Here is a 24,549-nt window from a genome sequence, read left to right as displayed (position 1 = left end):
GTGAGGAGAACCGTGAGCGAGCAAGACCGCACAGCAGTCGGCTTCCAGGCCGGCCTGGAAGCCGACGCACACTGGCTCAACGACCTGAAGCGACGCCGTAATCCCGGCCCGCGGTCGGTCCACCACCGGGCCGTCGATCCCTCGCTCGGGGCGGCGACCGTCGCCGTCCACGGCGGAACGTACGAGGACCCGGTCACCGGCGCCGTGGGCACCCCCGTCTTCCAGACGAGTACCTTCCTTCTCGACGAGCTGAGTTACTCGGCCTTCGAGCGAGGCGCCACCCGTGACGTACCCATCTACACGCGGTACGGCAACCCGTCGCAGTGGTCGGTGCAGGAGAAGATGGCCGCCCTCGAGGGCGCCGAGAGCGCCGTGGTCACTTCGTCCGGCATGAGCGCCATCGCCAGCACGATCTACGCGCTCACCAACAGCGGCAGCCACATCATCACGGCGTACGACGTGTATGGCGGCACCTACAACCTGATGCGTGAGGACATGCCCTCGGCGGGCCGCGAAGTGACCTTCGTCGACTCCACCGACCTGGCCGCCATCGAGGCCGCCATCCGGCCCGAGACCCAGCTCCTCTTCTTCGAGAGCCTGACCAATCCGCTGCTCAAGGCGCCCCGGCTGCGCGCGATCGCCGAGATCGCCAAGAGGCACAACGCCCTCCTCGTCGTCGACAACACCTTCCTCTCGCCCGTCAACCTCCGGCCGTTGGACCTCGGCGCGGACATCGTGGTGCACAGCGCCACGAAGTACCTCAACGGACACAGCGACGTGACGGCCGGAGTGGTGGCCGGAAGCAGGAAGTTCGTCGACCGGATCTGGGCTCAAGCGCTCCGGTTCGGCGGAACGATGGAACCGCTTGCGTGCTATCTCCTGGAACGCGGTCTGAAGACGCTCGCACTGCGCATGCAGGCGCACAACGCCAACGCCGGCGCGCTGGCCGCCTTCCTCGACGGACACGAGAAGGTCCTGGCCGTCCACCACCCGTCGCTGGAGCACTACCCCCACCAGCACCTCGAAGCCGATGTCCGCGGATACGGCGGGATGGTCGCCTTCGAGGTGGCGGACGGGGACACCGGCGCCCTGAAGTTCTGCGCCGCCCTGGAGATCCCCTACGTGGCCACCAGCCTCGGCGGCGTCGAGTCACTGGTCAGCCTGCCCTTCAACACCTCTCACTGCTCGCTGACCACCGCACAACGTGCGTCCATCGGGATTCGACCGGGGCTGGTCCGCTACTCGGCGGGCGTGGAGCGCGCCGAAGACCTCATCGCGGACATCGCCCGGGCCCTCGAATCGATCTAGGACAGACATGCGCAACGGTTTCAACGTCTCCAGCTCCGGCGAATTCGTGAACGAGATCCGCGAAGACGCCCAGGAAGCACAGTTCCGCTATCACGCCACCGCACGCTTCAGGCCGGGGCGGGGGCTGCGCGCGTGGACGCGTCCGGCCCTTCTCGGGCGGGTCAAGTCCGCGCGCCGGTTCGAGCTGGATCTCGCCGACGGGTGGCAGGATCACCAGGCCGGCCCCCAGGTACAGGAACACACGCCTCTCGATCTCGCGCTCGCCGCCGTAGGGGTGTGCTCGCTCAAGACGGCCATCGCGGGCGGCACTGCCCGGGGCATCACCTTCGACACCATCGAGATGGTGATCTCCGCGGATGTGCTGCCGAGGGACGAGGTCTCCCTGTCCACCGCCCGGGTGCGCCGGCTCGCCTACGACATCAGCACGCGCTCCGACGCGGACGCCGGCCTGATCGAGGAAGTGACCCGGCAGATCCTGGACCGCAGCCCCAACCACCGCACGGTCAAGGACGACACCGAGCTGCACTTCCACACCGCTGAGCAGGAACTCACCTGGCACCTCGAGGAGGCCCCGGCCGGTGCACCCGGTGCGCGGACGGTCCGCCGCCATGTGAAGTGGATCAGTGGCACGCAGTTCGAGTCCGCGGGCCTCGACTTCGACGGGTGCCGGCTGCCCCTCCGCGTCGACGAGGCGAAGCAGTTCGCCGGTGTGGACTGGGCTCCGAATCCGCAGGAGTACGTCGTGATCGCTCTCGCCGCCGAGCTGGCGGCGCTGGCGGCGCGAAAGCAGGCGGCCGCCACCGGAAGCGCCGGGGAGTGGACGGTGAACGCACAGGGACGACTGGACCTGCGCGGACTGATGCTGGTCGATCCCTCCGCCGCGGTCGGTTTCCAAACGATCAGCTGCACCGTCGAGGGACCGGCCGGCATCACGTCCGCGGAGACCGAAGAGTACTTCCGCGCCGCGGTGGAGGCTTCGGCCCTCGTCGAACTGCTCGCGTTGCCGCACCCCGTCGAGGTACGGCTGTCCAGCGGCGAGCAGGACACCGCGGCCTGAGGCACGCCGTGGAGATACGTGATCGGGAACTCGTCGACATGCAGAGGAAGCTGAGGTGCGCGCGGTGAGTGGCGTGCTGTGCCAAGTGATCGGATGCGGCCCGGCCGCCCTGGGCCTCGCCCTCGCGGCAGACCGCAGGGGCGAGCTGCCGCGGCTCGTGTCCGAGGGGCTCGCGTTCCTCGACCGTGCACCGACGCCCGCGGCCCTGAGCGGCCTCCGCTTCCCCTTCCTGATCGACGCCAACTCCGTCGGCAAGGACTTCCTCGCAGGCGTTCGCCCCGACGGGATCTTCGCCACGGCGTTGCACGGCCGGGCGGGCGAGCTTCTGCGGGAGCGACATGACCGTCAGGTTCCGCTGGCCCTGGTCGGTGAGTTCATGAACGATCTCTCGCGGGCGGTCGAGGCCGTCCTTCCGGACGGGTTCACCTACGGGGCGGATGTCAGGGAGATCCGCCGCAACCGCGACGGCTCCTGGACGAGCGTGGACAGCGCCGGGTCCGCACTCGTCACCTCAGGGGCGGTCGTGCTCGCGACCGGCGGCTACGAGGACACCCAGCAGGCGTCCCACCGGTACGGCATACCGCCGGGCCGGCTGATCGGCTCGGCACAGCTGATGTCCGGGCGCCTCGACGAGGCCGCTCGGGTGCTCCGGGCAGGTGGCAGGATCGCCATCCTCGGCGGCTCGCACAGCGGTTTCGCAGCCGCCGAACTCCTCCTCGACCGCTTCGGTGACGGGATACCCGAAGGTGGCCTGGTCCTCGTCCACCGCAGCATCTCGCTCGCCTACGCCGATCGGGCCGAGGCCGACTCCGTGCCACCGGCCCTTGCCGGCCGGCTGGAGACCTGTCCGGAGTCCGGCGTGATCAATCGCTTCCACGGACTGCGTTCCGGACCACGTGAGCTGTGCCTGCGGGCGCTCCAGGGCCGCGAGCCGCGGCTCACCCTGTGCCACACCGGCTCCGACGACGCACGAGGGGTGCTCGCCGAGGCGGGCCTGGTCGTCCACGCCCTGGGATACCGCACGCGGGCGGTGCCTGTGTTCGACCAGTGGGGCGAGCGGATACCGATGGCCGACGGAGCAGTCCAGGTCGACGACGAGTGCCGCATCGTGGATGCGGGTCACCACGCCGTGCCGGGGGTGTTCGGCATCGGACTCGGGTACGCGCGCTGCGATGCCTGGGGCCGACGACGGGTCGGCATCAACACCTTCCACGGCGAGGACGGCGAGCGGATCGTGGTGGCGATGCCGGCACCGGCCGGGGTGTGAAGAGCAGCGCCCGCCCGGTGGGTGCCGGACGGGCGCTGAGAACCGCAGGGCTCAGATCTTCCTCGCGATGACGAGGCAGTGGCTGCTGGCGCCTCGCTGCGAGGGCTGCGAGCAGGTCGTGAGGTGGTACGCCCGGTAGTCCAGGAACCGGCGCTCGTCGAGACCCTCCAAGGTCTCCGGGAAGAAGCCGCAGGCTCCGTCCGTGCCGGCGTGCTCCACGATCTCGAAGCCGGCGCCCCGCAGTTCGGCTTCGACCGCCTCCTGCGTGGAGAAGTGCGTGACGTTGAAGAACTCGTCCGGGTAGTCGACGCGCTCGTCATCAGGGTCGGTCAGCGATGCGTACTGGTCGGCCGTGAGCGGTGTGCCGTTCTTGAGCAAGTAGTTCACGGCGAAGACACGGTTGATGTAGGAGACGGCGACGATGCCGCTGTCACGCACCACTCGCCTGCATTCGAGCAGGCAGCGGCGGCGCAGTGCACGCGTCCGCAGGTGATAGAAGGGGCCGAGGCACAACACGGAGTCGTACACACCGTCGCTGATGCCTTCGAGGCTCGTCGCGTCGGCCTGGCGGATGTCGACCGAGTCGAGGCCCTCTTCCTTCGCCAGGGCGAGCATCGCTTCGACGTTGACGCCGACGAGGTCCGTCGCGGTGACATGGTGGCCCTGCCGTGCGAAGCGGAAGGAATAGGCCCCGTGACCCGCACCGAGCTCCAGGATGGCCGATCGGGGCGCGAGGTGTCGGTCCAGCACGTGGAGGGTCGTGTCGTGTTCGAGACGGCGGACTCGCGATTTCCGCAGCCGCGGCCCTTCGCTGAAGGACTCGTAGTGCCGGGAGACGAGGGAGTGGTCGATCATGATGCCTCTTCGTTGAGCGGACCTGACGACGCCCGCCGCCGTGCGGACGGCGACGGGCGGGGCGAAGAACCGGTCAGCGGATGCCGCCGTCCTTCCACGGCACCCGCAGGCCCAGCAGAAGGGCGAGATGACCGTCATAACCGAACATGCTCCCCGGCCGGCCCGCGCCGTCCGTGAGCAGCACGGGGCCGGTCTCCTGGTAGAGCTTCACGTACTCCTCCAGACCGCCCAGCGGGGTCTCACGGGTCGCCATCTCCCAGAAGGGCGTGCTCAGACGGTTGTTGAAGCGGTAGTGCAGGGCGAGGAAGTCACGGATGTCCTCCCACTGCAACTGGACCGCCTCGTTGTAGTCCTCCGCGAGGTGGGGGTCGTCGAGGCCGCCGGCGTTGATGGCCTTGGCGAGCCGTTCCGCGTGCATGCAGATGACCTGGATGTTCGTCGCTTCCAGCGGCTCGACGAAGCCACACGCGTTGCCGATGGCCGCAACGTTCTTCACCCACGGCCGACGGACGTGACGTGCCTCGAACGGCACCACCCGCAGGCTGCTCCCGTCGATCTTCGGGTTCTTGCGCACCAGTTCGTCGGCCGCCTGGTCGGCGCTGATGTGCGCGCTGCTGTAGACGTATCCGCGGTTGATGACGTTCTCGTGGTCGATGCGCCAGCACCAGCCGGCGTCCATGGTGTCCATCGTCGTGTACGGCTGGATGGGCTCGTCCTGCCTCGTCCAGCCGCCCACCACCGCCTTGTCGCAGAACAGGTGGTCGCGCATGCTGACGAACGGCTCACCGAGGCCCTTGTGGATCAGTTCGGCCCGGAAGCCCGAAGCGTCGACGAAGAAGTCCGCCGTGTACCGCTCCCCCGAATCGAGGACCAGCCCCTCGACACCGGCCTCGCCGGTCTCGACCGCCGCCACCTTGGCATCGAGGAGCTTCCCGCCGAGCTTCGTGAAGTGCTGCTCCAGGTACTCAACGAACGGCTGGTTCTCGATGTGGTAGCCGAAGTTCTTCGCAGGCGCCTTGCCCGTGACAGCGGCCGGGAGCGAGCCGCCTTCGTACTCGTCCAGGTGGTAGTAACCCCAGGACTTGTGCTGAGAGGGCAGAATCTGGTTGTCGAACTGCTCGTTGAAGGGGTAGTCGAAGTACGGCCTCCGGCCCCAGCTGAACCGCACACCGAGCTTCCAGACGGGGTTGACCTTGGCGTGGAAGTCGTCCTCCGGGATGCCGAGGACGCCATGCAGATAGCTGGGCGTGTTCGCGAAGGTGCCCTCGCCGACCATGATGTTGCCCAGAGCGGTGGAACGGATGACGGTGACGTCCGCGTCCGGACACGAACGAGTAAGGGTGATGGCGGCGATCAGACCTGCCGTGCCACCGCCGACGACGATGATTTCGCGCTTCACGCTTGAGCCCCTCCGATGGTGGGTCGTTCCCGTGACCAGCAGGTTCTCCCACCACCGGAGGCCGTGTCAGCGATCTCGGCTGGCCTGATCCGGACCTGGCATAAGGAGTCCACAGGACCGGCCCCGTCGTCGCTGCCGCCTCCGCCCCATGCGTCGGTCGCCTGCCGGGCCCGGGCCTCCTCGGCGTTCCCGCCCGCCGGTTCGTCGAGCGTCCGGATCCGCGCCAGGGCGCCGGTCTGCTTCTGCCCGGCTCGCTCCTCGGCCGGCCGCTGTCCGCGCTTCACGCGTCCGAGTCGGGTTTCGTGCGGGCAGTCCACTCGGTGAACCGGCGGTGAGCCGTCGCTGCGGACGGTCCGAACGAAGTGGTGGGCAGCTGCTGCCACGTGCAGCCTGACGTCGACACGAACACGATCGCGCCCAGTACCTCACGGTCACCGTGCCGACGCCGACCGCCACCCTGAGGCCGAGTCGGGGCTTCAGGCACCACCCGCTGGCCTGTGCGGCTCCGCCGCGTGGGCGCGACCAGCCACGGACCGCCCGCACCCGCCGACGATCAGAAACCCCGCAGACGAGACCGCGCCGCGGGGTAGGAAGGACTCGCAGCCCCCGATCAAAGGAGCCCCCGTGCCCTCCCTCTTCCCCGCCCTCACCGACCACCCGGGCGAGCAGGAAGCCCTCCGCTTCGGTGACCGCGTCCTGACCTACGCGCAACTCGCCGCCGCGGCCGGCGCCGTCGGGGAGCGGGTGCGCGGCCGTGGCCCGATCGCCGTCTGGGCAACCCCCGCGCTGGAAACCGCCGTCGGCGTCGTCGGCGTACTCCTCGCCGGTGCCGCCGCCGTCCCGCTCAACCCTAAGTCGGGCGAGAAGGAACTGCGGCACATCCTCACCGACAGCGCGCCCGCCCTCGTACTGGCCGCCCCCGGTGACGATCTCCCGGCGGCCCTGGACGGGTACGAGCGCGTCGACGTCGACGTACGCGCCGCCGGACCCGTCCCCGACGACCGGGCCGCAGGCGAGGCAGACCCCGCGCTGGTCGTCTACACCTCCGGCACCACCGGCCCGCCCAAGGGCGCCGTCATCCCGCGCCGGGCGATCGCCGCGACCCTGGACGCGCTCGCCGACGCCTGGCAGTGGACGGGCGCGGACGTGCTGGTGCACGGGTTGCCGCTGTTCCATGTGCACGGGCTGGTGCTGGGCGTGCTCGGCCCGCTGCGCCGCGGCGGCTCGGCGCGCCATCTCGGCAGGTTCAGCACCGAGGGTGTGGCCGGGGAGCTGGGCGCGGGCGCCACCATGCTCTTCGGCGTGCCGACCATGTACCACCGCATCGCCGAGTCGCTGCCCGCCGACCCCGAGCTGGCGAAGGCACTGGCCGGGGCACGGCTGCTGGTGTCGGGGTCGGCCGCGCTGCCGGTGCACGACCACGAGCGGATCGCGGCGGCGACCGGGCGGCGGGTCATCGAGCGGTACGGCATGACGGAGACGCTGATGAACACCAGTGTCCGCGCCGACGGGGAGCCCCGGGCGGGGACGGTCGGCGTGCCGCTGCCGGGCGTGGAGCTGCGGCTCGTGCAGGAGGACGGCTCCCCGGTCGCCGCGTACGACGGGGAGACCATCGGTGAGATCCAGGTGCGCGGCCCGAACCTGTTCACCGCGTACCTGAACCGGCCCGACGCCACCGCCGCCGCGTTCACCGGCGACGGCTGGTTCCGCACCGGGGACATGGCGGTGCGCGAGGCGGACGGATATGTGCGGATCGTCGGACGCAAGGCCACCGACCTCATCAAGAGCGGCGGCTACAAGATCGGCGCCGGGGAGATCGAGAACGCGCTCCTGGAGCACCCGGGCGTGCGGGAGGCGGCCGTCACCGGGGAGCCCGACGCGGACCTGGGCGAGCGGGTGGTGGCGTGGATCGTCCCGGCGGACCCCGAGGCGCCACCGTCCGCCGAGGAGCTGGCCGGCCATGTCGCGGACCGGCTCGCCCCGCACAAGCGTCCCCGCGCGGTCCGCTACCTCGACGCGCTCCCCCGCAACGACATGGGCAAGATCATGAAGCGGGCGCTGGCCCATGACTGAGCGCCCGTCCGCCCGGGCGGCCCTCGCCCTGGTCACCGACGACTTCACCGAACTGCCCGCCCCCGAGCGGCATTCGCGGCCCGACGGCCCGCTCGGCTGGCAGGGTTACGACGACGCCCGCGCCCGCGCCGCCGAGCGCACCGGCGAGCAGGAGTCCGTCGTCTGCGGCACGGGCACCGTCGAGGGCACCCGGGCGGTGCTGATCTCCTTCGAGTTCGGCTTCCTCGGCGGCTCCCTCGGTGAGCGCACCGGCGACCGGCTGGAGCAGGCGTACACCCATGCCCGCGCCCACCGGCTGCCCGTCGTGCCGCTGGTTGCCACCGGCGGCAGCCGGATGCAGGAGGGCATGCTCGCGCTCACCCAACTGCAGCGGGTGGCAAGGCAGTCGGCGCTGACCCGGGAGGCGGGTCTGGCGCAGATCGCCGTCCTGCGGGATCCGACGACCGGTGGCGGCTGGGCGACGCTCGGCGCGGGCGCCGACGTGGTCCTCGCGCTGCCCGGCGCCCAGGTCGGCTTCGCGGGCTCCCGGGTGCGGCCGCCGGACGCCGACCCGGCCGCGTACACGGCCGAGGCGCAGGTGGCGGCGGGGTCGGCGGACGCGGTGGTGGAGCCGGGCGAACTGCGGGCGGTGCTGGGGCGCTGGCTGCGGCTGCTGACGCGCCCGTCCGAGGCGCCCGCGCCGGTGCCGGCCGCGCTCGGGGCGCGCGAGCTGCCGGTCTCGGGCTGGGACGCGGTCAAGCGGGCCCGGGACCCGCGACGCCCGCGTGCCCAGGCGTACTTGGAGGCCTATTTCACCGAGCGCGTGTCGGTCTCCGGCGACCGCTGCGGCGGCTTCGATCCCGACGGGATGCTCTGCGGCTTCGGTGAGCACGGGGGGCGGACGGTCGCGTACGCCGCCCAGACCGGCACGGCGACCCGGCCGGCCGGTTACCGCACCGCTGCCCGGCTGATCCGGCTCGCGGACCGGCTCGGCATCCCGGTGCTGACGCTGGTGGACACGCCGGGCGCGGCCAACGACGCCGAGGCCGAACGGCAGGGCGCGGGCCCGGCCATCGCGGACGTGTTCGCGGCGGTCGCGTCGGCGCGGACCCCGGTGACGACGCTGGTGATCGGCGAGGGCGGCTCCGGCGGCGCGCTGGCGCTCGCGGCTCCCGGCACCACGTGGGCCACCCCGGACAGCTACTTCTCCGTCATCGCGCCGGAGCTCGCCGCCGCCATCCTCAAGCGCCCGCCGCAGGAGACCGAGGCGACGGCGGACCAACTCCGCATCCGCCCACAGGACTTGGCGGAACTGCGTGTGATCCGAACAGGCAAGCAGTTGTTCCCTGGAACAGGTGATCGTCACTCCTGAGAGCGACTGCGACGGGCGGGAGCAGCGATACTTACGGTGTGCAAGCGACGGGCTGCAGACCGTAGTTGACGCACAGGTCCCACACGATGCACCACCGCAAGGAGAAGCACGATCATGAACCTGCTCACCAACGTCCTCGCCGGCCTGGTCCACTTCATCGGCTGGCTGGTCTGAGGGCGAAGGCCCGAGGCAGCAGACAGCGGCGCCGTCTCCCCGTCCCAGGGAGGCGGCGCCGCCGTCCGTGTATCCGTACCGGGCTACTTCACACCCACCGCCCGGAGGATCTCCTGGCGCACCGAGCCGCCGCGGTCGTCACGGGCAAAGGCCCGCAGCGAGAGGGAGGCGGCGCCGCGCGGCACGGTGAGCGCGCCGCGCCAGGACGCGCCGGAGCCGTCGAGGGGCACCTGACTCCAGGTCTTCCCGTCGTCGTACGACACCTCGAGGCGGCCGCCGCCGAGCGTGCCGGCACCGGGCGCGCCCTCGACGTAGGAGGCGCTGAGGCCCACCGGGACGCGGCCGCCGCCCCGGACGTCGCCGGTGAGGTCGGTGCCGACGTCGTAGGAGAGGTTGATCAGCGGCAGGAAGGTCTGCCGGTCCCCGGGGGTCGCGGCCGAGCGGAAGGTCCACTCGGAGCGGCCCCGCGTGGCCCTGCCCCAGCGGTCGGCGTCGAGGGCCGTCTCGGTGACGACGGTGTACTCGTGCTCGTCGGCCGGGGCGTCCCACACGTAGGCGGCGGAGCCGCGGCCCTGGTCGACCAGCGTCCCGTCGAGGTACACGGAGGTGGTCTGGCTCATGCCGCTGTCCTCGCTCCACACGTCGCCGAAGCCGGTGTGGTCGGGCCCGGAGTCGCCCCAGCCGGGCGTGTTGAACTGCAATCGGCTGCCGGTGCGCTGCTGCCCCCAGCCGAGCCCGGTGCCGAGCCAGGGGTGCCACACCGGCCGGAACCAGTTGAGCTCGGGCCGGGTGCCGCCCCGGTAGGCGACGAGCCCGCTGCGCTCCTCCAGCGCCCCGTCGGCGGCCGTCACCGACTCGTGCCACAGCTGACCGGGGCCGGTGGAGACGTAGTCGGTGCGCTCGGCCGGGAAGTCGGCGCGCTCCTGGAAACCGATGCCCACCGGAAACGTGCCGGTGATCGAGTACCGGAACTCACCGCCGGAGACCGGCTTCGCCGCGTGGAACCTCACCCCGACCGAGGCGAGTTGCCGCGTTCCGGGCGCGTAGGTGAGGTCCCGGTCCGGGATCGCGCCCGGGTGTCCCTCGGACAGGTCGTACACATACGGCGTGTCGCGTGTGACGGTGAGGTCGACGCGTCCCGCCTGACGCAGCCGCCGCGCGTCGGCGGTGTTCAGCGTGGCGATCGGGAAGGGCCGGTCGCCGCCGTCGTCGGCGCCCCACCAGGCGTTCAGGCGGCCGGGTGCGGCGTCCGTGACGAACAGCGCCTTGGCGCCCGCGTCCTGCGCGGCCTGCACGAGGGCCGCCGGGTCGGTGCCGTCGGTGAGACGGACGAGGACCGCCCTGCCCGCGACGCCGGTCAGCGGACCGTCACCGACGTCGGCCAGCGGCAGCCGCAGCCGTCCGTCGGTGAGCGCCCCGCCGGGCTGCGCGAGGGCCTCCCCGATCCCGCGGACTTCCATGAGCGGCTTGCCGAGCCGCCACACGGTCCGGTACTCGAAGGTGCCCTGAGCGACCTTCCGGGTGGGCGCCGCGAACACGCTGTCGAAGGTCACCGGCACCTGGACCGCGCCGAACAGGTCGGAGCCGCCCGCGTCCCGGTCGTACTCCATGAGCAGCTGCCGGGTCTCGGTGCGCCGTCCGGCGTCCGCCCTCACCTCCCGCAGGGTGCGCCCGTCGAGGGTGACCTCGCGGTCGCGGTCGAGGGTGACCTCGGGGGCGGCGAGGAAGCCGAGGCCGAGGGAGTCGGCGCCCGGGCTGCCGCGCACGTCGAGGAAGGATGTCAGGCTGTACGACCCCGGCTTCAGCCGCAGCTTCAGGGTGCCGGAGTCGCCGACCCGGGCGGGGAACGGGTCGGTGCCGGACGCGAGGTGTTGCACGGTGAGGTCGGCGGCCGTGGGCGCGCCGTCGCGGTCCTTGACGTGCACGGTGAGCGTGTACCGCTCCTCCTCCTTGACCAGCCCGAACGCGGTGTGCGCGACGGGCGTGCCGGACGCGTCGGCGGCCACGATCTGCCCGCTGGTGGTGCCGACGGGGGCCTTGGCGCCATCCCCCGTGACGGTGGTGGAGGCGGTCCCGTGCGCGGGGACGGTCAGGGTGGCGTCGGCGAGGGTGGCGACACCGACCGGCGCGCCGGTCACGGAGAGCTTCAACTCGGCCGGCGTGGCGCCTGAGTTTGTGTAGGTGAGCGTACGGGTCACCGGCCTGTTCGCGTCGTACGGCCAGCTGCAGTAGCCGAGGTCGGCGCTGCCGGTGGCGGTGACGGTCGCGTCGATCGCGTCGGGCACGCTGACCCGTCCGCTGCCCAACGCATAGGCCGACGCGATCAGTTGCCTGGATGTGGACATCAGCGCGTCCTTGAGCTGTGCGCCGGTCCAGTCCGGATGCCGCTGCGCCAGCAGCGCGGCCACGCCCGCGACGTGCGGGGTCGCCATCGACGTCCCGCTCATCGTGGTGTACGGCCCGCTGCCCGCTGTGAGCCGGGAGCGGGCGGCGAGGATGTCGACGCCGGGCGCGGAGATGTCGGGCTTGAGGGCGTTGTCGCCCAAGCGGGGCCCGGAACTGGTGAAGTACGCGGCCTCGTCGGCGGAGTCGACGGCGCCGACGGTGAGCGCGGCGTCGGCGGCGCCGGGCGAGCCGATGGAGGAGGGCGCGCCGGTGTTGCCGGCGGCGATCACGAACAGGGCGCCGGTCTCGCGGGTGAGCGTGTTCACGGCCTGGGCCATGGGATCGGTGCCGTCGCTCGGCTCGGTGGAGCCCAGGCTCATGGAGACGATCTTGGCGTGGACGTCCTTCGCGGCCCACTCCATGCCGGCGATGATCTGCGACTCGCTGCCCGAGCCCTGGTCGCCGAGCACCTTGCCGACCGCGAGCGTGGCGTCGGGTGCGACCCCCTTCTCCCGGCCGTCGGAGGCGGCGCCGCTGCCGCCGACCGTGGAGGTGACGTGGGTGCCGTGGCCGTTGCGGTCGGCGACCTCCTGCCCCTCGATGAAGCTCTTCGTCGCGGTGACCCGGTCCGCGAGGTCGGGGTGGGTGAGGTCGACGCCGGTGTCGAGGACGGCGACGGTGACGCCCTTGCCGGTCAGCCCGGCCTCCCACGCCTTCGGTGTGCCGATCTGTGCGTTGCTTTCGGCCATGTCGGCCGTGACCCGCGCGTCGAGCCACACCTTCTCCACGCCGCCCTGCCGGGTGACCGCCTGCCAGAAGGCGCGCCCCTTGGGCGCCCGCACGGCGTCGCCCCGCACGCTGGGCAGCGCCCGCACCCGTTCGGCGCCCCGCGGCAGTGCAGCGCGTACCTGCTTGCCGTAGGTGACGATCAGCGGCAGCGCGCCCGCCTTGTCGTCGGTGAGCCCCTGCCGGATCAGCGCGCCGACGTCGAACAGCCGCCGGTCGAGGGTGCCCGCCCGCAGATACGGCAGCGCCTCGTCGGGTACGACGCTGATCTCGCCGTTCGCGCTCTGGGTGCGCACGGCGCCGCTCGCGCCCCGGGGCCGCTGCACGGTGACCGTCCGCTTGCCGCCGCCGAGGTCGGTGACGGTCACCCGGTCGCCGGTGACGAGGGTGACGGTACGGGCGGCGTCCGCGGTACGGGCGGCGTTCGCGGCGGGTGCGGGGGTGGCCGTCGTCCCGCCGGCCGCCGCGCCCGCACCCGCGGGCAGCAGGGCGATCACGAGCCCGGCCGACAGGAGACTCGCCCCGCGTCTGACTGGTCCTGTGCTCATCCACGCCTCATTTCGTCGTGTGTCCGACGAGTGTCACGGGGCTTGTGAGCACCGGGAGTTGACGGGAGGCGGCGGAAAGGTGCCTGGCGGGTTTCCGCCAGGCACCCGGCGACCGGCGGCGGAACCGGGTACACCGCACCCGGCACCGTCGGCAACAATGAGTGCAGGCAAGGTCACCACGGCACGGGGGAGTTGGCGCGCGATGGAACCACTGGTGGAGTTCACGACCACGGACGGCGCCCATGTCATGGTGGAGGGCGTCGACGACGAGGCCGGTGCGCGGCTCGTCTCCCGCGGCGGGACGGCCCGGGCCACGCGTACCTTCGAGGACTCCCTGACGGGCGTCCGCACGGCGGCCGAGTCCGCGCTGCGGGTGCTGCGCGGCGGCGCGCTCAGACCGGACGCGGTGGAGCTGGAGTTCGGCGTGAAGATGAGCGCGGAGGCGGGAGCCGTCATCGCCAAGGGCGCGGCGGAGGCCCACCTGGTGGTCAAGCTGAGCTGGTCGCCGGGCGGTGAACGGCCGGTGCCCGGGCAGGCGGACGCCCAACGGGCCGACGCTCAGCCGGAAGACGTTCGCCACCCCGACCCGCGGCGGCCTGATCCGGAGCAGATCTCGTCATGAGCGGCACCGCCTGGCATGCGCGCGTCGCGTGCGGCGCCGAGGTCGGCGCCGGGTTCCTGGTCTCCGCGCGCCATGTCCTCACCTGCGCGCACGTGGTGCGGTACGCCGGCACGGCCCCGGTCGGCGTGACCTTCCCCAACTGGCGCCGGCTGGGCGAGTTACCGGCCACCGTGGCCGTGCGCGGCGGCTGGCGGGGCGGCGCCGCCGACCCCGGCGACCTCGCGGTGCTGGAGCTGTCCGAGGACGTGCCCCTCGCCCCGGCCCGGTTCGCGCCGCCCGGCGCCGAGCGCGGCGGCCGGCAGCTCGTCGCCTATGGCTTCCCGCGCGGCTACGACGAGGGCATGCTCGCCTCCTACCGGGCCCTGCCCGGCCCCCGGATCTCCGACGAGTGGGTGCAGCTGGAGGCGCTGACCGGGCACGGGCAGCCGCTGGCGGCCGGGTTCAGCGGGGCCGCGGTGACGCTGGAGGACGGTTCGGTCGTCGGCATGGTCACGGCGGTCGCGGGCGGCCGGGACGTACGGGTGGGGCGGATGCTGCCCACCGAGGTCATGGCCCGCTACTGGCCGGGCCTCGGCGAGCTGGTGCCGACCGGTCACCGGCCCGAGACGCTGCGCCGGCTGTACGCGCTGGTGCGGCGGGCCGAGGCGCGGGGCGAGGCGTGCGACGCGAACCGGCTGTACGGGGACGCGGTGGGCGCGTTCGGGCCGCCGCTGCCCCCGGGCGGCTTCGCCTCGTTGTCCGCTGCGGCGGCGTACGTGCAGTGGGAGGTGCCCGAGCCGGAGGCCGCGACCCGGCTGGCCGACCGGCTGGAGGAACTCCTCGACGGGGCGCTGCCCACGCAGCCGGCCGCCGTCTGGTCGCCGGTCGTGGTGGAGATCGATCACAGCGGCGAAGGGCCCGACCAGGTCACCGTCGAGGTGTCGGCGTACCGCGACGGGCGGCGGCGGCCCGTGGCGGTACGCCGGCTGCCGAGGAGCGCGGTGCGCGCCTACGTGCAGCAGAGCCTCGACGAGGCCGCCGACCAGCTCGCGCCGGACGCCGAGGAGCTGGTGACGTTCGTCCTGCCGCGCGAGTGGCTGAACGAGCCGGTGGCGCAGTGGGAGTGCAGCGCGGACGACAGTACGCCGCTGGGCTGCGCCTATCCGCTGGTGGTGACCGACCGGGCGCGGCACCGCAGCGGCCGGCTGCGTCACCAGCTGCGCAAGAAGTGGCAGAAGCTGGACGCCTCGCCGGGCGCCACGGTGCACCGCGTGGAGTGCGGCATCCGGGAGCGCCCCGGCGGGCTGCGCAAACGGCTGTGGGACGGGGACGCGCACCTGGCGGGCTTCGCCGCGCCGCCCACGGCGGCGGCCGAGCACTTCGCGGTCTCGCTCACCGTCCCGGTGCCGGTCCTGCTGTGGCGGCGCACCGGCTGCCCCGTCGCCGGGCACGACGGGCCGTGCGCGGGCACGGTGTTCCTCGACGAGCTGACGGCGTCCCTCACCGGCGTACCCCCCGCCGAACTGCCCCGGCATGTGCAGAAGTTGCGGCTGACCGCGGACGCCGAGGACCCGGACGGGCACTGGGCGCGCGAGCTGCAGCTGCTGTGGGACGACCCGCGCTGCTTCCCGGAGCCCGCCGCGAGCCTGCACACCCCGGTCGCCTGAGAAAACCCTGGAGCCAAGGAACCCATGCCTTTGTGGCCCGTCTACACCGGCACCGGCCAGCCGCACGACGGCGTCGACCGGCTGCCGCCGCCCCCGCCCTGGCGCGCCTTCGACGGCGGCCCGGTGCTGCCGGTGCCGGACGAGCGCGCGGACGCCGCCGCCGTCTCCCCCGACCGCGCCCACCGCGCCGCCACCTACCAGGCCACCGGGGAGACCGTCCAGCTGGTCAACGCGGCGCTCTATCTGCGCCGCCCGCTGCTGGTCACCGGCCCGCCCGGCACCGGCAAGTCTTCGCTGGCGTACGCGGTGGCGCGGGAGCTGCGGCTGGGCCCGGTACTGCGCTGGAATATCACCAGCCGCTCCACCCTGCACGACGGCCTGTACCAGTACGACCCGCTGTCGCGGCTGTACGCGGCACGGCAGGGGCCGCAGGCCGCGGACGCCGGGATCGAGCACCATCTGCGCCTCGGCCCGCTCGGCACCGCCCTGCTGCCGTACGCGCGCCCCCGCGCCCTGCTCATCGACGAGATCGACAAGAGCGACCTGGACCTGCCCAACGACCTGCTGAACGTGCTGGAGGAGGGCCAGTACGAGATCCCCGAACTGGTGCGCTCCGCCCGGCACTCGCCCGAGGGCCGCGCCCAGGTGATGATCGACGGCACCGACGAGCGGGTGCCGGTGGAGCGGGGCCGGGTGCGCTGCCGGGCGTTCCCGTTCGTGGTGCTGACGAGCAACGGTGAGCGCGAGTTCCCGCCCGCATTCTTGCGCCGCTGCGTCACCCTGCGGCTGCGCCAGCCCGACGACGGGCATCTCGCCGAGATCGTACGGGCGCACCTGGGTGAGCCGGACGAGCGGGCGCGGCGGCTGATCGACCGGTTCCTGTCCCGGGCGGGCGCCGGCGACCTGGCCACCGACCAGCTGCTGAACGCGATCTACCTGGCCCGTTCCGCCGATCTGGACGCCACGTCCCTGGACGAGCTGGCGGAGCGGCTGATGCCGTACCTGGGCCAGGGCGCGCAGGCCGATGTCTTCTGAGTCCTCCCCCGCCCCGCCGGCCCTGCCGGCGGCCCTGGGCCACCTGGCGGACGTGCTGGCCGAGGCGGCGGGCGGCCCCCGGCCGACCGCGCTGGAACTGGCCGAACTGCTGTGGCTGGCCCGGCAGATGGAGGACGGCGGCGAGGAAGAGCCGCTGACGGAGGAGCCGCCGGCGGCGGGCGCCCGGCCGCTGCCCGCACCGGACGACCGGCCGCTCCCGGCGCCCGCGCCCCGGACGGAGCCCGCTCCCACTCCACCCCGCGCCCCACTGCATCTGCCCGTCGCCGGACCGGCGCCCGGCACACCGGCCGCACCGCACGCCTCGCTGCTGGCGCCCGCGCCGCCGATGCTGCCCCGCCCGCTGGCCCTGCAGCGCGCCCTGCGCCCGCTGGGCCGCCGCGTCGACGCCCCCACCGGCCGTGAACTCGACGAGCGGGCGACCGCCGAGCGCATCGCCCGGCTGGGCGCGGACCCACAGTGGTGGCTGCCGGTGCTGCGCCCGGCCCGCGAGCGCTGGCTGCGCCTGCACCTGGTGCACGACGCCGGGCCGACGATGCCGGTGTGGCGGCCCCTGGTGCGCGAACTGCACACCACCCTGGCCCAGTCGGGTCTGTTCCGCACCGTCACCCTGTACCGCGCGGACCCCGACGGCACGGTGCGCGTCCCGGCCACGCCCGCCGACGGCCGTACGGTGCTGCTGCTGGTCAGCGACTGCATGGGCCCGCAGTGGCGGGAAGGGCCCGCGGGCAGCCGCTGGTACGCCACCCTGCGCCGCTGGGCCGGCCGGATGCCGGTGGCGGTCGTCCAGCCGCTGCCGGAACACCTGTGGCGGGACACGGCCCTGCCCGCGGTCCCGGGCCGGCTGTCGGCCCCGCACCCGGCGGCCCCGGCGGCCGCCCTCACCTTCACACCGTACGAGCCGCCCGACCCGTACGAGGCGGACACGACCTTGGTGCTGCCGGTGCTGGAGCCGGGGCCGCGCTGGCTGGCCAACTGGGCCGCGCTGCTCGCCGGGCCCGGCCGCACCGGGGTCCCGGCGGCCGGGGCCGCCCTGCGCCGGCCGCTGCCCGCCGACGCGGGCGACCGCACCGACGTCTCCGGGCTGTCCGCCGAGGAACTGGTGCTGCGCTTTCGCGCGACGGCGTCGCCGGAGGCGTTCCGGCTGGCCGGGCATCTCGCGGTCGGCCGGCCGGACCTGCCGGTGATGCGGCTGGTGCAGCGGGCCGTGGAAGCCGAGCCGCGGCCGCAGCACCTGGCCGAGGTCATCCTCAGCGGCATGCTCACCGCGCTGCCCGGCCCGGCGGGCTCCTACGCCTTCCGGCCCGGCGTACGGGAGCTGCTGCTGCGCGGCCTGCCCCGCTCGGCGCACGGCCGCACGACCGAACTCCTGGAGCAGGTCGGTGCTCTGATCGACACGGCGGCGGGCCGGGCACCGGGCGAGTTCCGCGCCTCGACCCCGGCGGCGTCGGGCCGCCCGACAGGAGTGGACGCCGAACCGTTCGCCCACGTGAGCCGGGACAGCGTACGGCGGCTGGCGGAGGGCGGCGGCGAGGGGGAACTGTTCGCGGGGCGGTACCGGCTCCTGCGGCGCCTCGGTGTCGCGGGCGCGAGCCGTCTCGCCGAGGACACCCAGGACGGCGACGCGAGGGTGGTGGTGCGCCGGCACAGCCTGCTGATGTGGCCGGACGGCACCTTCGCCGACGTGGCCCGGCGGCTCGCGGCGGTCCATCACCCGGGGATCGCCGCGATCCGCGACCACGGGACGGCCGGCGGATTCACCTACCTCGTCCGGGAGTACGTCGACGGCCAGCCGCTGCCGGAGCTGCTGGAGCGCCGGCAGCACGGCCTCACGGCCGAGGAGCTGGTCGAGGTGGTCCCGCCGCTCGTGGAGGCGGTGAACGCCCTGCACGCACACGGCCGTCCGCACGGCCGGCTGGACCCGGCATACGTCCTGATCACGCCGGGCGGGCCGGTGCTGACCTGCCTCGACGGCCTCGGCGTCGGCACCGGGAGCCGGGCGGAGGACCTGCGGGCGCTGGGCGGCATCGTGTCCGCGTCGTACCGGGCGGAGCAGTTGCCCCCGCCCCTGGCGGGTGAACTGGCCGAGGCCGTGACGGACCTCCTCTCCGACCTCGCCGACGCGCAGGAGCGCGGCGCCGAACGGCTGCGCCGTCTGGTGCTGCCGCAGGAGCGGCTGCACTACGCGCTGCTGGGCCCGGTGCGGGTCGCACGGGCCGGACGGGAGGTCCCGGCCGGCGGGCCCTCGGCGAGCGCGGTGCTGAGCATGCTGCTGCTGGGCGGTGGCAGCGTCACCCGCGGCGAGCTGGCCGCCGGGCTGGGGGGCCGCGCCGACGCCGACCGGCGGGTCAGGGAGCTGCGGGCCGCACTGCGCCCGGAGGCCGAGATCAGCGTCGACGGTGACAGCGTCCGGCTGCGCCCCTTCCCCGCGGAGGAGGAGCTCGACGTCCTGCTCGCCCGCCGGCTCGCCGCCGAGGCCGAGGCGTCCCGGGCCGCCGGGGACACGGCGCGCTGCGACCACTTGGCGGCCGAAGCACTGGCGCTGTGGCGCGGGGCCGTCCTGGACGGCGTTCCGGGTCCGGCCGCCGCCGCCGCCCGCGCCGAACTCGACTCCCTGCACGGCAGGCTCACCGCTCTGCTGGACCCCGCGCCGCCGCGGCCGGCGGTCTCCTTCCTCACCGACGATCTCACCGGCAGCCCCGAGGCCCGCATCACCCTCGAAGCGGCCGTGCACGAGGTGCTCTCCCGCTCCCTCGCCCCGCAGCGGTACGAGGTGTCCGTCCGCGACAACGGCTACCTGGTGCACACCGCCCCCGGCACCTACCTGCTTCCCGTCCTGGTCTCGGTGGTGCGCACGTTCCCCGGCGTCCTTTCCGGCCGGCCCCACCTGAGGGTGACCTTCGCGCCGGACCTCCCGCCGGAGGAACTGCCCGACGGCCGCGGTGTCGTCGTACCGCCCGCCCTGTACGCCGAGTTCGCCGCCAGCTCCGCCGCGGCGCGCTCGCCGCGTTTCCGGCCGCTGCTCGGGGCGCGGCCCGATGCCCCGCCCCTCGCCTGGTACTGCGCCCTGTCGCCGGCCGCGGAGGAGGAGCGACGGGACCTGGTCCGCGGACCGTTCATCGCCGGCGACGTACGCGAGCTCGGCATCCCGGCCCCGGGGCGCACGGCGATCGTGCACCTGGACGCCGACGGCCCCCTCACCCTCCTCGACCCGGCCGGCACCCGCGTCGGCCGGGCCACGACGTACTACGAGGTCGACCTCACCCCCCAGCAGATCCGGCACGAGATGGCCCTGCCCAGCTCCGGCAAGGGTGTCTTCACCGCAACCGTCGAGCTGTCCTGGCGGGTCGAGGATCCCGTGGCCTTCGTGCACGCGCAGGTCGCGGACGTCACCGCACGGCTGCTGGCGCATGTACGGCGGGAGGCGGGGCGGATCACCGCGCGGCACACGCTGCGCCGGGCCACCGGGGCGGAACGTGCCGTGAAGAACGAACTGCGCGGCCGGCCGTTGCCGGGGCTCGCGGTGAGCTGCTCGGTGCGGCTGGCACCGGAAGGGACGAGCGCTCCGGCGCCGCACCCGCCCGGCGCCGTCTCACCGCCGGAGGTGCTCGCGCGGGCCGAGACCGTGCTCGTCGGCTTCGACGGGCCCGTCGCGCGCCTGTTCTCGGCGGCGGCGGCCCGCGCGGCCGCGCTCGACCTGCTCGCGCTGGTCGGCGAGCACCGCGATCCCGAGGACGCGCTGACGGGCCGTCCGCTGGCAGTGGAGGCGGTGCGGGAGGCGTCGGTGCACCCGCTGGACGTGCTGCGCACCTTCGCCCGCGACCGGCTCGGGCCGCTGCTGCGGGCCCGCCTGGACGAGCTGGAACTGGCGGCGGTGCCGGACGCACCGACGACCCACCACTGCGCCGCGCTGATCCGCGTCCTGCACGGCTCCGGGCGCCGGGTCCGCGTGGTCACGGACGTGTCCGAGCGCGCCGTACACCGGTATCTGGAGCCGTACCGGCTGCCGCTGGACGGCGTCCACGGCCGCGGCGACGACCTCACCCGGCTGATGCCCGACCCGGACTGTCTGCTGCGGGCGCTGGACGGCGCTGCCGCCTCGGCCGCGGTGCTGATCGGGTCCTCGCCCGCGGAACTGGCGGCGGCGCGGCGGCTGGGGCTGCCCTTCGTGGGCCTGGCCCGCACCGCGACCCTTCAGCGGCAGCTGCGGGAGGCGGGCTGCGAGATCACCGTCCGGTCACTGGATCCGCTGCTGGAGGCGGCCCGCGCCCTGCCGCCCCGCTGACGCTCCGTCTGCTCCGGTGCGGGGGGCGGGTGTCAGGGGATCACGGAAACACCCGTTCAGCGGCACCCCACCCGGCCCCCTTCAGCAAGCGGCGTCCACTTCCCACCCGCAGGATGCGAAACAGGCCCGCCACCTACGGGAGGAACCGCCAGCCATGACCGCCAGTCTGGAGCAGCTGCGCCGCTGCCACTTCGCCGTCGACCTGGGGGCGGCCCGTACCCGCGTCTACGTCAAGGGCGCGGGGCTCGTCGTCGACCAGCCGTCCGTCGCCGCCGTCAACACCCGCACCGGCGCGCTGATCGCGGTCGGCGAGTTCGCCGAGAAGATGACGGGCCGCACCCCGCACTACATCCGGGTCGTGCGCCCGGTGTCGGGTGGCACGGTCGTCGACATCGAGATGGCACAGCGCATGCTGCGGCACCTGCTGGGCGACAAGATCCGCCGCCAGCTGCGTCGCAAGCCCCGGCTCCGGGCCGCCGCCTGCACCCCGCACGACGCGGACCCGCTCGCCCAGCGCGCCGCGATCGAGACGCTGGTCGGGCTCGGCGCGCGGCGCGTGGAACTGGTCGACACGCTCATCGCGGCGGCGGTCGGCTGCGGGCTGCCGGTGGAGCGCCCCGAAGCCACCATGATCATGGTGTGCGGGGCGGCGGCCACCCAGGTGGCGGTGCTCTCCCTCGGTTCCATCGTCACCGCCGCACGCATCCCGGTCGGCGGCGAGGCCGTGGATCACGCGATCGTGCAGCATCTGCGCCACGAGCACGAGCTGATGCTGCCGAGCCAGTCCGTACGGCCGCTGCAGCTGGCCCTGTCCGGCAACGGGCTCTCCCCGCACGGCCCGGTGTCCACCGAGATCCACGGCCGGGACGTGGCCACCGGGCTCGCCCGCAGCGTCCGGATCGACACCGCTGCCGTACGGGACGCGATCCAGACGCCGCTGACCGCGGTGCTCGACGGCATCGGCAAGGTGCTGCGGGACTGCCCGCCCGACCTGGTGGCCGACCTCGCCGACCGCGGGATCATGATGGTCGGCGGCTCCGCCCTGCTCCCCGGCTTCGACCAGATGCTGCGTCAGGCCACCGGGATGCCGGTGCACATCGCCGACCGGCCGGACATCTGCGCCGCACAGGGCCTGGGCGCCATGCTGGAGGGCCGTATCGAACCGCTGCAGCTGGACCCGCTGGCGCCCTGAGCCGCGTGTCCCGGCAGGCGGCCGCCGGGGGGTCTCACCCCCTGGCGGCGTCGCCCTCTAGCCCAGATAGGCGCGGACGGTGGTGCCGTCCTGCGCGGTGTGCATCCGCACCAGGTCGCTGACCAGGTTCACCAGCAGCAGGCCGCGGCCGCCGCGCTGGTCGCGCGGGACGGGCCGGCGACCGGCCAGCGGGTCGGCGAGCCGCCCGCCGTCCCGCACCTCGCACACCACGTGCCCGCCCTCGGCCCACACCCTCAGGGTGCCGCCCCCGTCTCCGTGCACCACGCTGTTCGTGGTCAGCTCGGCTGCGACGAGAGCGAGGTCGTCCAGCCGTACGCCCTCCAGCCCGAGCCGCGCTCCCTCGCCGACCGCGTGGTGCCGGGCCGCCGAGAGGGTGGTCTTGTCGAAGGCGCACTCCGCGACGTCCGGGGCGGGCGGCAGCGGCTCGTTGTAGCGGGCGACGACCTCGGCGGGTGCGTAGGCGTGGCTGCGGCGTTCGTCGGCGGCCCCGGTCGGGATCACCGTGGGGTGGGTGGCGTAGGCGTCGGCGACCATGCGCTCCGGCAGCCGGACGACGTCGTACGGGCACAGGATGGTCGCCTCGCGGCCCTGGAACGCGGCGTTGATCAGCGCCTCGTGCTGCACGCAGGCCGGGTATTCGACGGCGCTGCGCCCGGCCCAGATCGGCTCGCCGATGATCCGCACCCGGCGCCCGGCGGGCTGGGCGTCGGCGAAGGCGCGCAGCACTCCGGGGATGATCCGGCCCGGGTTGCGTCCGGCCTCGCGCATGTCCAGCAGCCGCACCCGGCGGGCGTCGTCGCCGAGCTCGGCGCGGATCAGTTCCAGGTTGTCGCCGGGCACGGCGACGGCGACGGGCTCATCGGCGTCGAGTCCGGCGCGCACGAAGGGGACGGTGCCGTCGATGTACTCCTGCGGGTCGCGGTAGAAGAGGGCAGGGTGGACGAACGGGTCGGCGGGGGCCGGAGCCTCGCTGGTACTCATGACATCGACACCTCGATCGCCGCCGTCCCGGGCCAGAACATTTCCAGCACCCTGCTCAGCACGGCCGGCGGCCGGTGCAGCACGATGCGGCGGCCGTCGGGCAGCCGCTGGGCCGCGTCCGCGAGCGCACCGACCCCGGCGACGTCGGCGAAGGTCACGGCGGACAGCTCCAGGTAGTACACATCATCGTCCTCGCACAGCACATCTCGCAGGGCTCGTTCCCACTCCCCGCGCGTCCCCAGGCTGATCTCGCCCGCGGCCCGCAGGCCGGTCCGTCCGGACAGCGGGGCCAGCGTCAGTGCCGGCATCGGGTCGACGGGCGCGGCCGGCACCCCGTCCAGGTCGGCCATACCCGTCACCCCCCTCGATGATCTCCGTCTACCCGTCCGGCACCCGGCCATGCCGCCCGGCGCCGCCCCGTCCCGTGCGGGAGCACGTGTGTAGGAGACAGTACTCCGGGCAGGCGCCGCCGTGACGGCGAGGTACCCAGGGCCTCGCGGGGCGCGGGAGACCGCGGGCAGTACACCGAACCGAAAGGCACAGGGGGCACGCGACGCCGTGACGACCGTCGGAGACCACCGGAACGCAGACCGTACGGCCACGATCCGGCCGCCGCTGGCCGCGCAGCTGGACACGCTGGTCGTCGAGGCCCGCGTGAGCGGGGGGCGGGCCGAGCTGCGACCACGCGGTGAGCTGGTCCACGGCTGCGCCCGGACCCTGGCGGACACACTCGGGGAGCTGCCGGACGAGGTGCGGGAGATCGAGCTGGACATGTCCGGGGTGCACTTCATGGACACGGCCGGGCTGGGCTTCCTGGACCTGCTCGACGACCACCGCCACCGGCACGGGGTGCCGGTGCGGACCGCGCACTGGCAGGGCCAGCCGCGCCGCATCCTGGAGCTGGCCGGCCTGGACACCGAGGAGCCGCTGCGCAGCGCCGCGCACGGCGGTGCGGGACCGGCCGGCCCGCCGCCGCGCACCACCTCGGCGGTGGCTCTGGAGCGGGCGGAGCGGCTGCGGATGCTCCGGGAGGAGATCGCGCAGCTGCGCCAGGCGATCGCCTCCCGGCCGGTGATCGACCAGGCGCGCGGCATGCTGATGGCCGCGCACGGCTGCACCTCCCAGGAGGCGTGGACGATCCTCCGGGAGACCTCCCAGCTGTCCAACACCAAGCTGCGCACGGTGGCCGCGATGGTCACGGCCGGGGCCGGCAGCGAGGGCACTCCCCTGCCGGACGACATCCGCTCGGCGCTGCGCACGGCTCTGTCCCACCACCGGTCCTGACACCGGTGTGGGCGGGTGACCCCCCGGGGTACCCGGACGGCGACCGACGGACCCGGGAGGAAACCATGACCACCGAACCCACCCCGTCCCAGGCCGAGGGCGACCGCGAGGGGGGCGGTGCCTACGACCCGACCGACGAGCCGACGGACCCGCAGACGACGCCGTCGCAGGCGGAGGGGGAACGCGAGAACGACGCCCCGGAGACCTCCGCGGCCAAGCCCTGACCGCCGCGGCGTACGCCTCCGGCCCCGGTGGCCGCCGC

The 24,549-nt window shown here is 73.8% G+C and carries 17 protein-coding genes and 1 pseudogene; 12 read left to right on the top strand and 6 right to left on the bottom strand.

Annotation, left to right across the window (positions count from 1 at the left end; genetic code table 11):
- The first annotated feature begins 12 nt into the window (after window positions 1-12).
- The 3 genes from ACF1GV_RS02730 to ACF1GV_RS02720 are packed head-to-tail and all read left to right on the top strand — an operon-like array spanning window position 13 to window position 3,632.
- Window positions 13-1,308: a trans-sulfuration enzyme family protein gene (locus tag ACF1GV_RS02730; RefSeq protein WP_391677137.1), complete on the top strand. Its 1,296-nt coding sequence runs from the start codon at window positions 13-15 to the stop codon at window positions 1,306-1,308.
- A 7-nt stretch (window positions 1,309-1,315) separates the two neighbouring features.
- Entirely contained in the window at window positions 1,316-2,365 is a 1,050-nt protein-coding gene (locus ACF1GV_RS02725) for an OsmC family protein (RefSeq protein WP_391677136.1), read from the top strand.
- A gap of 55 nt (window positions 2,366-2,420) precedes the next feature.
- Entirely contained in the window at window positions 2,421-3,632 is a 1,212-nt protein-coding gene (locus ACF1GV_RS02720) for a hypothetical protein (RefSeq protein ID WP_391677135.1), read from the top strand.
- Between the two features lie 51 nt (window positions 3,633-3,683).
- Here the strand turns inward: ACF1GV_RS02720 and ACF1GV_RS02715 are convergent, their stop codons facing one another.
- The 3 genes and pseudogenes from ACF1GV_RS02715 to ACF1GV_RS02705 all read right to left on the bottom strand — a co-directional run.
- Window positions 3,684-4,487 carry a class I SAM-dependent methyltransferase gene (locus ACF1GV_RS02715; RefSeq protein WP_363264601.1) on the bottom strand — a complete coding sequence of 268 codons (804 nt, stop codon included), beginning with the start codon at window positions 4,485-4,487 and terminating at the stop codon, window positions 3,684-3,686.
- Between the two features lie 73 nt (window positions 4,488-4,560).
- Window positions 4,561-5,886, bottom strand: coding sequence for a tryptophan 7-halogenase (locus ACF1GV_RS02710; protein ID WP_363264602.1), 1,326 nt, complete (start codon window positions 5,884-5,886; stop codon window positions 4,561-4,563).
- A gap of 310 nt (window positions 5,887-6,196) precedes the next feature.
- A pseudogene (locus ACF1GV_RS02705) lies at window positions 6,197-6,412 on the bottom strand (transposase); the annotation flags it as partial.
- Window positions 6,413-6,510: 98 nt separating this feature from the next.
- On the opposite strand from ACF1GV_RS02705, the gene ACF1GV_RS02700 reads away from it, so the two are divergent.
- Together ACF1GV_RS02700 and ACF1GV_RS02695 are read left to right on the top strand one after the other, a co-directional pair.
- Entirely contained in the window at window positions 6,511-7,959 is a 1,449-nt protein-coding gene (locus ACF1GV_RS02700) for an acyl-CoA synthetase (RefSeq protein ID WP_391677134.1), read from the top strand.
- Complete coding sequence (locus ACF1GV_RS02695) at window positions 7,952-9,310, top strand: carboxyl transferase domain-containing protein (RefSeq protein WP_391677133.1); 1,359 nt, start codon at window positions 7,952-7,954, stop codon at window positions 9,308-9,310. The genes ACF1GV_RS02700 and ACF1GV_RS02695 overlap by 8 nt, the downstream gene beginning before the upstream one ends.
- 257 nt (window positions 9,311-9,567) lie before the next feature.
- Here ACF1GV_RS02695 and ACF1GV_RS02690 read toward each other — a convergent pair whose 3' ends face one another.
- On the bottom strand, window positions 9,568-13,203 hold the full coding sequence (locus tag ACF1GV_RS02690) for a S8 family serine peptidase (protein ID WP_391677131.1): 3,636 nt from the start codon (window positions 13,201-13,203) through the stop codon (window positions 9,568-9,570).
- A 157-nt stretch (window positions 13,204-13,360) separates the two neighbouring features.
- Here ACF1GV_RS02690 and ACF1GV_RS02685 point away from each other — a divergent pair, with 157 nt between their 5' ends.
- From ACF1GV_RS02685 to ACF1GV_RS02665, 5 genes are all read left to right on the top strand, one after another.
- Window positions 13,361-13,825, top strand: a complete 465-nt coding sequence (locus ACF1GV_RS02685; protein ID WP_391677129.1) for a CU044_2847 family protein — start codon at window positions 13,361-13,363, stop codon at window positions 13,823-13,825.
- On the top strand, window positions 13,822-15,471 hold the full coding sequence (locus tag ACF1GV_RS02680) for a trypsin-like peptidase domain-containing protein (protein ID WP_391677128.1): 1,650 nt from the start codon (window positions 13,822-13,824) through the stop codon (window positions 15,469-15,471). The genes ACF1GV_RS02685 and ACF1GV_RS02680 overlap by 4 nt, the downstream gene beginning before the upstream one ends.
- 24 nt (window positions 15,472-15,495) lie before the next feature.
- Window positions 15,496-16,506 carry a MoxR family ATPase gene (locus ACF1GV_RS02675; RefSeq protein ID WP_363264609.1) on the top strand — a complete coding sequence of 337 codons (1,011 nt, stop codon included), beginning with the start codon at window positions 15,496-15,498 and terminating at the stop codon, window positions 16,504-16,506.
- Complete coding sequence (locus tag ACF1GV_RS02670; RefSeq protein WP_391677127.1) at window positions 16,496-20,809, top strand: SAV_2336 N-terminal domain-related protein; 4,314 nt, start codon at window positions 16,496-16,498, stop codon at window positions 20,807-20,809. The genes ACF1GV_RS02675 and ACF1GV_RS02670 overlap by 11 nt, the downstream gene beginning before the upstream one ends.
- A 154-nt stretch (window positions 20,810-20,963) precedes the next feature.
- Complete coding sequence (locus ACF1GV_RS02665) at window positions 20,964-22,001, top strand: rod shape-determining protein (protein WP_391677126.1); 1,038 nt, start codon at window positions 20,964-20,966, stop codon at window positions 21,999-22,001.
- 57 nt (window positions 22,002-22,058) lie between these two features.
- Here ACF1GV_RS02665 and ACF1GV_RS02660 read toward each other — a convergent pair whose 3' ends face one another.
- Both ACF1GV_RS02660 and ACF1GV_RS02655 read right to left on the bottom strand, forming a co-directional pair.
- The gene (locus ACF1GV_RS02660; protein WP_391677125.1) at window positions 22,059-23,003 is read right to left on the bottom strand and encodes an anti-sigma factor RsbA family regulatory protein; all 945 of its coding nucleotides are present in this window, start codon (window positions 23,001-23,003) and stop codon (window positions 22,059-22,061) included.
- Window positions 23,000-23,353: an STAS domain-containing protein gene (locus ACF1GV_RS02655; RefSeq protein WP_391677124.1), complete on the bottom strand. Its 354-nt coding sequence runs from the start codon at window positions 23,351-23,353 to the stop codon at window positions 23,000-23,002. The genes ACF1GV_RS02660 and ACF1GV_RS02655 overlap by 4 nt, the downstream gene beginning before the upstream one ends.
- 286 nt (window positions 23,354-23,639) lie before the next feature.
- Between ACF1GV_RS02655 and ACF1GV_RS02650 the strand changes: the two genes are divergently transcribed.
- Window positions 23,640-24,287, top strand: coding sequence for an ANTAR domain-containing protein (locus tag ACF1GV_RS02650; RefSeq protein WP_391678462.1), 648 nt, complete (start codon window positions 23,640-23,642; stop codon window positions 24,285-24,287).
- 65 nt (window positions 24,288-24,352) lie between these two features.
- The gene (locus ACF1GV_RS02645; RefSeq protein WP_391677123.1) at window positions 24,353-24,511 is read left to right on the top strand and encodes a hypothetical protein; all 159 of its coding nucleotides are present in this window, start codon (window positions 24,353-24,355) and stop codon (window positions 24,509-24,511) included.
- Window positions 24,512-24,549: the final 38 nt, after the last annotated feature.

The sequence above is a fragment of the Streptomyces sp. NPDC014006 genome (genome assembly GCF_043088925.1).
GTDB lineage: Bacteria > Actinomycetota > Actinomycetes > Streptomycetales > Streptomycetaceae > Streptomyces.
The sequence above is the reverse complement of the archived record's forward strand: the minus strand, read 5'-3'. Positions and strand labels throughout refer to the sequence as shown.